Here is a 7,875-nt window from a genome sequence, read left to right as displayed (position 1 = left end):
TCTTAGCCTTCACTCCAAAGAAAAATAAGGAGCAAATAGGAGCAAATTAGGTAAGATTGTATAAACCGTAGAAGGTGGTCTGAAAGGTGGTCTGAAAATAGCTCTTTAAAGAAAAAATCTATATATTTCAATATACTCAAAGCAAAAAGTGGTGCCGCATGCCGGATTTGAACCAGCGACCCCATCATTACGAATGATGTGCTCTACCAACTGAGCTAATGCGGCCTATGTGTGTATAATGAGACAACAGTCAGCTTCAGGGTAATAGCCAAAAGTACATACAAAAGCAAGTATGCATTTTTTTCAATAATTTATAACATGCTATAATTATTACAGGAGGAGGAGGGGAATGCAAGGGTTTAAGAGCAGAACAATATTTTTGATCTTGATGCTGTAAAATGCTTTCCAATTTACTATCACATTTAAACTTAGAAGTCGGTATGAAAAGGGCATCTTTGGAGAGAAAAAAATGATGGCATGATATCTTTGTAAAAATATTTTTTCTTCTATACAAAGGAAAAAATATTGGGTGAACGATTAGGGGAATAAAAGATATCATCAACCTTTATTATGTGAAGATAAGATCAGTGGAATAAGTGGAAAAATGACTTTTCATTCTTATAGAAATAAGAATAAAAAGAGGACTTAATAAATTAAATACGTTTTTCTATTTAAGATGGAGTAAGAGTCATGTCGGATGAAAATAGGTTAATAGAATTAGAAACGAAGCTAGCTTATCAAGAAAAGCTTATTGACGAGCTTTCTTGCGTGGTAACGGAACAATGGAAAAGTTTGAATGAGATATCTAAAAAAATTAATGTTTTAATGAGGAAATTTTCGAATTTAGAAGAACAGAGAGTTTCTGAAGATATTATTGTACCCTCATCTCATCAATAGAGGTGTTAGATATTTTTTTGAAGTTTTCAAATGTTTCCAGTCATCACGTTTCGATTTTTTTTAAGATATGATAGAGTGCAAACTATAATGATGTGAATTGTCATCACAATTATAGTTATTAGCACTCAGTTTTTTATTTAAAGCGGTCTATTAAGCGTGTAAGATAGCCTTTTATAAGATTCAGAATTTTCCTTCATTATTTCAAGAAATTTGCAATTTTACTGCGGAAGGCATTTCCCGTATGCCATTCATAATGCTGAAAAACAGAATAAATTTTTTGAGGAGGAAATTAGTAATCAGCTCTTCATATTTCCTCCCTGTACAGACTTTCCTTATAGGTGGGATAAAAAGGTTCAATACAGCAAATTAACGAAAATGAGCAAACACTTCAGTTGTCTCTAGCAATCATGAGTTGAGTGAATATCATGCAAATAAGGTGATTTTATTCCTTTTCAGCTATTTTGATAGAATAAAATCCTCAAAGGCGTATTGCATATGATACAATAAATTTTAAAAGAATCTTTTCAATTTTAAATATATTTTCCTTTTATATATGTTTTTTTGTAAAAAGGCTTTTGTTTCTCGTGATTCAAGATACAACATATTATTGCGCAAACACCAAAGATAGTCCATGCTGGTAAACAAGTAAGAGCAATACAAATTGAGGATAGAAAAGCGGGTCTGATATTACGTATAGATTGGTTAAGATCATAGATATCTGTTTGTAGAAGGTTTGCCAGCATTTTATTCAAGGAGGTTGTCGTCCAATATGACGTGCTCACGAAATATGCACTGTCAGTGACCAATACTATAATTGTTAGTGTAACAAAAATGAAAGCCATTAATTTGAGTAAAAGACGGAGCATATTTTCTTCCTGTAATTTTAACGGATCATTCGCATAATGCATAGAAAAACAAGGAGTTGCATTATGACGAGAAAATAAATTTACGTTCTTTTTGTATTTTTTTGAAAAAGATGCATAAAAACGATGTTTATTTTATTTCGATAAAAATTTATGTTCAATACAATAAAAGTAATGAGGAATGATGTTTGAGGAAAAGCACAATGAATTGAAGCGTAATCTTCAAAATCGTCACGTTCAAATGATTGCTTTAGGGGGAGTTATTGGAACGGGTCTTTTTTATGGGTCAACAGAATCCATAAAATTAGCTGGTCCTTCAACCATTCTTGCTTATCTTTTTGGGGGGCTGATTATCTATTTCATCATGCGAATGCTTGGTGAAATGTCAGTAGAAGAGCCAACATCTGGTGCTTTCAGTTTCTTTGCTTATAAATATTGGGGGAGCTTAGCCGGTTTCATAACCGGTTGGAATTATTGGTTTCTTTATATTCTTGTCAGTATGACCGAACTTACAGTTATCGGATTTTATCTAGATCATTGGATTTTTATTGATCACTGGAAATCATCATTCATTATTCTTTTGTTGGTGACATTGATCAATTTGTTGAATGTTCGTTTTTACGGTGAATTTGAATTTTGCTTAGCTTTGATTAAAGTCGTTGCTGTTGTTGGTATGATTATTTTTGGATTTTTTCTCATTATTACCGGAATAGATGGAAATCAAGTGGGTATCTATCATCTTTGGGCTCATGGCGGTTTTTTCCCTTATGGTGCAATGGGAGTTGTTTTGGCTACGTGTGTGGTGATGTTTTCATTTGGAGGAACAGAACTGATTGGTATTACTGCTGGGGAAGTATCAAATCCACAAAAAACAATACCAATCGCTATTCGTAAAGTTATGTGGAGGATTGTAATTTTTTATGTTGGCTCTATCAGTGTTATTATGATGATAAGCCCGTGGAATATAATTGGGCAAAAGGGGAGCCCTTTTGTTACAATCTTTGAAACCATAGGTATTGCAGCTGCCGGTCATATTTTGAATTTTGTAGTCATTATGGCTGCTATTTCGGTTTACAATAGTGGTATTTATTCCAATGGTCGTATGCTTTACAGTCTAGCTATACAAAAAAATGCTCCACATATTTTTAGTAAACTTAGTGCTGCTCGTGTTCCTTATGTTGCTATCCTTTTTTCATCGTTTTGTACTGCGACGATTATAGTCATGAATGCTCTTATTCCTGATGATAGTTTTATGCGGATTATGGCCCTTGCAACTGCAGCAGCTGTTATTACTTGGGCTATTATTGTTATTGTTCATTTAAAATTTCGAAGGGCACATAAAAATAGAAAAGGGGCTTTTATTTATGCGTTTGGTTTATATCCTTATGCTAACTATTTTTGTCTCTGCTTTCTTGCTTTATTATTTTGCATTATGTTTGTAAGTGGCTTTGGGAAAAATGGGTTAATGACTCGACTTTTTGATATGATAGGAATAGAGACGTCCTCTCTTGGAACATTTCCTGTACAGATGCCTGATATGAGCTTAGCAGTTATTATTATTCCTATATGGTGCTTGTTTTTACTCCTAGGCTATAAACTTAAGCAGTAGCAGTAAAAAAGGTAATAATAAAGGGATTGATTGGAATAAGTCTTGGGGATTATAAAATTTGATAAGGTGACACAAATTTTTGGTGATTTGTGTGTTTTAAGGAATATTACGGTACAGCTTGCTGAAAGACGAATCGCTGTTATTGGTGCGAATGGTTCTGGAAAAAGTACATTTGTTCGTCTTATCAATGGGTTGCAATTACCATCTGACGGTTTTGTAAGCGTTGACGGGCTTGATACAAAGCGCGATGCAAAGGCGGTAAAGCGTAAAGTAGGCTTCGTTTTTCAAAATCCTGATAATCAAATCGTTTTACCATTAGTGGAAGAAGATCTCTCTTTTGGTCTCAAAAATCTAAAACTTAGCAAAGATGAAATTGAGGAGCGTGTAGATGAGATTTTACAGCGCTATGATCTTCAAAATTTTAGAAATCACGCAGTTCATTTATTAAGTGGTGGACAAAAACAACTCGTTGCCATTTCGAGTGTAGTAGCAATGAAGCCAGACTATATTGTTTTTGATGAGCCGACGACATTACTTGATTTGCGCAATAAGCGCCGCGTGACGCAGGTTATAGAAGAATTATCACAAACAGCAATTATTGTATCACATGATTTGGAATTTTTGAAAAAGTTTGATAGAGTGTTGGTTTTTGATAAGGGGGAAATAGTTGTTGATGATGTACCTTTTGTTGCCATCAAAGAATATATAAGAAGAATGTCGTGATTGGCTTATATATTCATCAAGATACCTTTTTGCATAGGCTTAGACCAAGTATTAAGTTGTTATTTCTTGCAGTATGCGGAACGACTCTATTTATGGTGTCATCTGTAACTGTGCTCTCGTTGTTTTTATTGTTTGTAGCTTTGTTGTATAGAGTTGCGAAGATCCCTTTCAACAATATTGTAAAACAGCTTAAATCGATGAGCTTATTTTTAATACTTATATTTGTTTTTCAAGTTTTTTGTAAGAGTTGGCTTGAGGGTGTTGAGGTCGTATTACGCCTTATTATTCTTTTTTCTTTATCATTACTTATTTCATTCACGACAAAGGTTTCAGATATGGTTGACTCGATTCAAGCAGGGCTTCAACATTTTCGTTGTTTTGGCATAAATCCATCAAAAGTAAGTATGGTTATCTCTATGGCGATCAGGTTTATTCCTCTTTTGAGTGAGAAATTTAATGAAGTGCGTGAAGCACAGCGCACACGCGGATTTGATAGCAATATTTTCGCTCTTGCAATGCCCCTTATTATACGAACTATCAAGATGGCTTCAGAGATAGCTGAAGCCTTAGACGCACGTTCTTATGACAGTAATACTGATAGTAAAGTCTAGTGTCGATAAAAACATTCACAGTAAAGGAATAATTTAATGAATACAAAAGATTTATCTTATATCGCCCTCTTTGCTGCTATTTATGCAGTTTTGGGTTTGTTTCCTCCTATTTTCCTTCCTTTTCTTCTTGGAGTTCCTATTACAGCACAATCGATGGGACCGATGCTAGCAGGATCTATACTCGGGGCGAAAAGGGGAGCTTTAGCATCACTTCTTTTCCTTGTTCTTATTGCAATTGGGTTACCTCTTTTGCCTAGTGGTCGCGGTGGAATAAGTGTTTTTTTAGGAGCTACGAGTGGATATCTGATAGGTTTTCCATTTGCTGCATTTTTTATTGGTTTTATGGTTGAGTTGTTTTGGCGGCGGCTAAATTTTGTAACATTATTTGTGATAAATGCTGTAGGTGGTATTGGGATTGTTTTCCTTTTTGGAATACCATGGATGGCTTATGTTACTCAGACTCCTTTGCTGACAGCTTTAATAAGTACATCAGTTTTTTTGATTGGCGATTTTCTGAAAGTATTGATCGCATCCTTTGTTGCACTTACAGTTAAAAAATCTATTCCCCTCATTGAACCCCAAAAAGGATAATTTTCACTTAAATGGAAAAAATATGTAAGATAAAAGAAACTTATTGTGTGTTATTTAAGTGTTCATTTAAAAAACACTATACTATACGTGTATTATTGGGGTGTGTTAAAAATATAAAGATATCACTTATAACTTACATAGGTTATGATTTATTGAGAATAAGTTTATTAAAAATAAGATGATATATTAAACAAAATTGTACAGAATATTATTATCAATATTTATTATTTAATAAATTATAAATTTTTTCTATGATTATTTCTATTTATAATGTCTTGTACAAAAAGATATTATATTAAATTCATTTATATCATTAAAATAAAGTATAAAAATATATATGAGTAAAATTATGAATATAAAATATTGTTTTTTTTGTGTGCGCTGTTATTTTATTGTTTTCATCTGTTGTGAAAGCGTTTGAGCATAAGGTTTTTCAAAAAGAAACATCTGTTGTTCTTGTGCCTATTGTTTCTGCAAAAAATATGTTTCTAAGTGAATAGGTTGCGTCTTTTGATTCTTTGTTGAATAAAGTTATTGCATCGGTCCATCCTGGGATGCATGGTATATTTTGGAAAACTGTAACATCAGCTTTTTCGCAATTAGGACGTGTATATGCTGATTCAGGACGATATTTATACGCTTCCATATTCTCTATATTTCATTGGTAAAATGAGAGAGAGATATTATTTTTTCATTAAGCAATGATTGACCAGTATAAGTAATCTGAATAGTAAAAGTATCAATATATTAAGAATTGTTTAGATGATTTAGCAAAACATAGGGGGCACAGTTATTATTTTGCAAATTTGCGGATTTTGATCTTAAGACTGCAAAAGGTTAGAACATGCACGTTTTTTACAATATTGGGTTATTTATGGAAAAAAGCTTATAAGTCTTTTTATTTTGGAAAAAAATTACTAAATTTAATTCAGCAAAGCTTTTAGAGCAAATGAAACGTATTAGGCAAAAGTTTCTTCCTCTATTTTAAATTTTTTATAAAAGCGAGTTGTTGTATTTTAAAGTACTCCAAACAGCTTATTTCATTCAGATTTACAGTATTATCTCAAGGTGAATTGTTATTCTGTCGGTAATTTTTTGAATATAATTTTATTAAAGGGGAGCATCTTTTCAAGGATATCGAAAGTAAACTTGTATAGAATTTTAATGATTATACAAAGGTGAAAGAAATTTTCAAAAATTCTGATTTTTTTTAAAGTAAAAATCTTCTGGACAGTCGGCTTTTCTAGAAAAATACCCCGAAAAGAACTTTCGATTCGCAATTGAAAAAATTCCAAATAGAAATAGATTTGGAAATTCTATTCCCTTACTTTTATTTAGGGATCCCTCACCTCAAAAAAACATATGGAAAATCATAAGTTATTTGAGATAAAAAAGAACATGGTGCCCAAAAGAGGCAGAGCAGGCTTTATTAGCAAGAATCAAATTATATAAAGATGTGTAAGAGCGTATTGATATCTGTAGTTTTTTATGATCCAATAAAAAAATTAAGTATTAAAGAAAAAATCTCAAATCAAAAATTAAAGGTGGTCTAAAAGGTGGACCCAAAAAGGTGGACGAGAGGGGGTATTAAGTGAGAGCGATTCATCGGTTATCAGCATCATTCGTAAAGACTTCTCCTCAGGGTAAATATTGTGACGGGGCAGGGCTATGGTTAAATGTCCGAAAAGACAATACGCGCTCTTGGTTTTTTCGCTATACGCACCACAATAAGCGTCGTGAAATGGGACTTGGTCCTGTTACGAAACTTTCTTTAAAAGAAGCACGCGAGCTTGCTAGGTATTATAGTGATATTCTTAAAGAAGGCAATGATCCTATTGTCTTTAGAGAACAGACTATTTTGAAACAGCAAAGCAATATCTTCCAAGAAATTGCACAAGCGGCTTTTGAAAGCAAGAAAGCAGAGTTGAAAAATAAAGGTAAAAATGGTTGTTGGTTTTCTCCACTAGAGTTGCACGTTATTCCACATATAGGTAATTTACCTATAGAGAAATTAACAGCCAATATCATTCGTAATGTTCTCGCACCCCTTTGGCATGAAAAAGCAGACACAGCGCGAAAAGCACTTAATCGTATCAATATTTGTTTGAAATATGCTGCGGCTCTTGGTTTGGATGTTGATCTACAAGCTTGTATGAAGGCACGCGCGCTTTTAGGAAAACCACGTGCGACAGCAACAAATATTTCTGCTATGCCATGGCAAGAAGTACCGGCTTTTTACCAAAAGTTAAAGGATGATATCCTTTCAAATTTAGCACTGAAGTTACTGATTTTGACTGGAGCACGGTCATATCCATTGCGATATTTGCGTCTTGAACAAATTGACAAAAATATATGGACGATACCAAAAGTTTTGGTTGGATAGGCACAGTGATAGAAGGGATTGCCGCTGGCATTGCTTCTGTTGTTGGCGCTGTTTTTACCCCGATAGGGGCTCTCATTGCCGCTGTTGTGGCTGTCATCATCGCTGCTTGTTTTGCTTTGTGGAAATATTGGGATCGTTTCTCTTCTTTTATAAAAGGCTTTGCACGGGGGATAGCACGGGCTTTTGGTCGTGCCTTTG

General features: G+C 33.7%; 7 protein-coding genes, 1 tRNA gene and 2 pseudogenes. 7 read left to right on the top strand and 3 right to left on the bottom strand.

Features of this window, described 5'->3' with window-relative positions:
- Positions 1-149 precede the first annotated feature (149 nt).
- Positions 150-225: transfer RNA gene (locus tag J7R10_RS07335), tRNA-Thr, on the bottom strand.
- 465 nt (positions 226-690) lie between these two features.
- Between J7R10_RS07335 and J7R10_RS07330 the strand changes: the two genes are divergently transcribed.
- Positions 691-897 carry a SlyX family protein gene (locus J7R10_RS07330; protein ID WP_010705364.1) on the top strand — a complete coding sequence of 69 codons (207 nt, stop codon included), beginning with the start codon at positions 691-693 and terminating at the stop codon, positions 895-897.
- Positions 898-1,427: 530 nt separating this feature from the next.
- On the opposite strand, the gene J7R10_RS09995 is transcribed toward J7R10_RS07330, so the two are convergent.
- The gene (locus J7R10_RS09995; RefSeq protein WP_026501383.1) at positions 1,428-1,763 is read right to left on the bottom strand and encodes a hypothetical protein; all 336 of its coding nucleotides are present in this window, start codon (positions 1,761-1,763) and stop codon (positions 1,428-1,430) included.
- A 181-nt stretch (positions 1,764-1,944) separates the two neighbouring features.
- Here J7R10_RS09995 and J7R10_RS07325 point away from each other — a divergent pair, with 181 nt between their 5' ends.
- The 4 genes from J7R10_RS07325 to J7R10_RS07310 are packed head-to-tail and all read left to right on the top strand — an operon-like array spanning position 1,945 to position 5,294.
- Complete coding sequence (locus tag J7R10_RS07325; RefSeq protein WP_010705362.1) at positions 1,945-3,369, top strand: amino acid permease; 1,425 nt, start codon at positions 1,945-1,947, stop codon at positions 3,367-3,369.
- Between the two features lie 42 nt (positions 3,370-3,411).
- The gene (locus tag J7R10_RS07320; RefSeq protein WP_010705361.1) at positions 3,412-4,092 is read left to right on the top strand and encodes an energy-coupling factor ABC transporter ATP-binding protein; all 681 of its coding nucleotides are present in this window, start codon (positions 3,412-3,414) and stop codon (positions 4,090-4,092) included.
- Positions 4,089-4,703, top strand: coding sequence for an energy-coupling factor transporter transmembrane component T family protein (locus J7R10_RS07315; protein WP_010705360.1), 615 nt, complete (start codon positions 4,089-4,091; stop codon positions 4,701-4,703). The genes J7R10_RS07320 and J7R10_RS07315 overlap by 4 nt, the downstream gene beginning before the upstream one ends.
- Positions 4,704-4,739: 36 nt before the next feature.
- The gene (locus J7R10_RS07310; RefSeq protein WP_010705359.1) at positions 4,740-5,294 is read left to right on the top strand and encodes a biotin transporter BioY; all 555 of its coding nucleotides are present in this window, start codon (positions 4,740-4,742) and stop codon (positions 5,292-5,294) included.
- 433 nt (positions 5,295-5,727) lie between these two features.
- On the opposite strand, the gene J7R10_RS07305 is transcribed toward J7R10_RS07310, so the two are convergent.
- On the bottom strand, positions 5,728-5,940 hold the full coding sequence (locus J7R10_RS07305) for a hypothetical protein (protein WP_026501384.1): 213 nt from the start codon (positions 5,938-5,940) through the stop codon (positions 5,728-5,730).
- A gap of 945 nt (positions 5,941-6,885) precedes the next feature.
- Here J7R10_RS07305 and J7R10_RS07300 point away from each other — a divergent pair.
- Together J7R10_RS07300 and J7R10_RS07295 are read left to right on the top strand one after the other, a co-directional pair.
- Positions 6,886-7,662: pseudogene (locus J7R10_RS07300) on the top strand (tyrosine-type recombinase/integrase); the annotation flags it as partial.
- Positions 7,647-7,875 (top strand): annotated as a pseudogene (locus tag J7R10_RS07295) (phage tail tape measure protein); the annotation flags it as partial. The pseudogenes J7R10_RS07300 and J7R10_RS07295, both read left to right, overlap by 16 nt.

Origin of the sequence: Bartonella vinsonii subsp. berkhoffii ATCC 51672 (genome assembly GCF_902825225.1) — a bacterium.
Taxonomy (GTDB): Bacteria; Pseudomonadota; Alphaproteobacteria; order Rhizobiales; family Rhizobiaceae; genus Bartonella; species Bartonella berkhoffii.
Note: the sequence above shows the minus strand (reverse complement) of the source record. Positions and strands in the feature narration are given on the sequence as shown.

Excerpts from the sequence above, each read along its gene's own strand:
- J7R10_RS07330 (WP_010705364.1), top strand. The coding sequence starts at position 691 with ATGTCGGATGAAAATAGGTTAATAGAATTAGAAACGAAGCTAGCTTAT.
- J7R10_RS09995 (WP_026501383.1), bottom strand. The coding sequence starts at position 1,763 with ATGCTCCGTCTTTTACTCAAATTAATGGCTTTCATTTTTGTTACACTA.
- J7R10_RS07325 (WP_010705362.1), top strand. The coding sequence starts at position 1,945 with ATGTTTGAGGAAAAGCACAATGAATTGAAGCGTAATCTTCAAAATCGT.
- J7R10_RS07310 (WP_010705359.1), top strand. The coding sequence starts at position 4,740 with ATGAATACAAAAGATTTATCTTATATCGCCCTCTTTGCTGCTATTTAT.
- J7R10_RS07305 (WP_026501384.1), bottom strand. The coding sequence starts at position 5,940 with ATGGAAGCGTATAAATATCGTCCTGAATCAGCATATACACGTCCTAAT.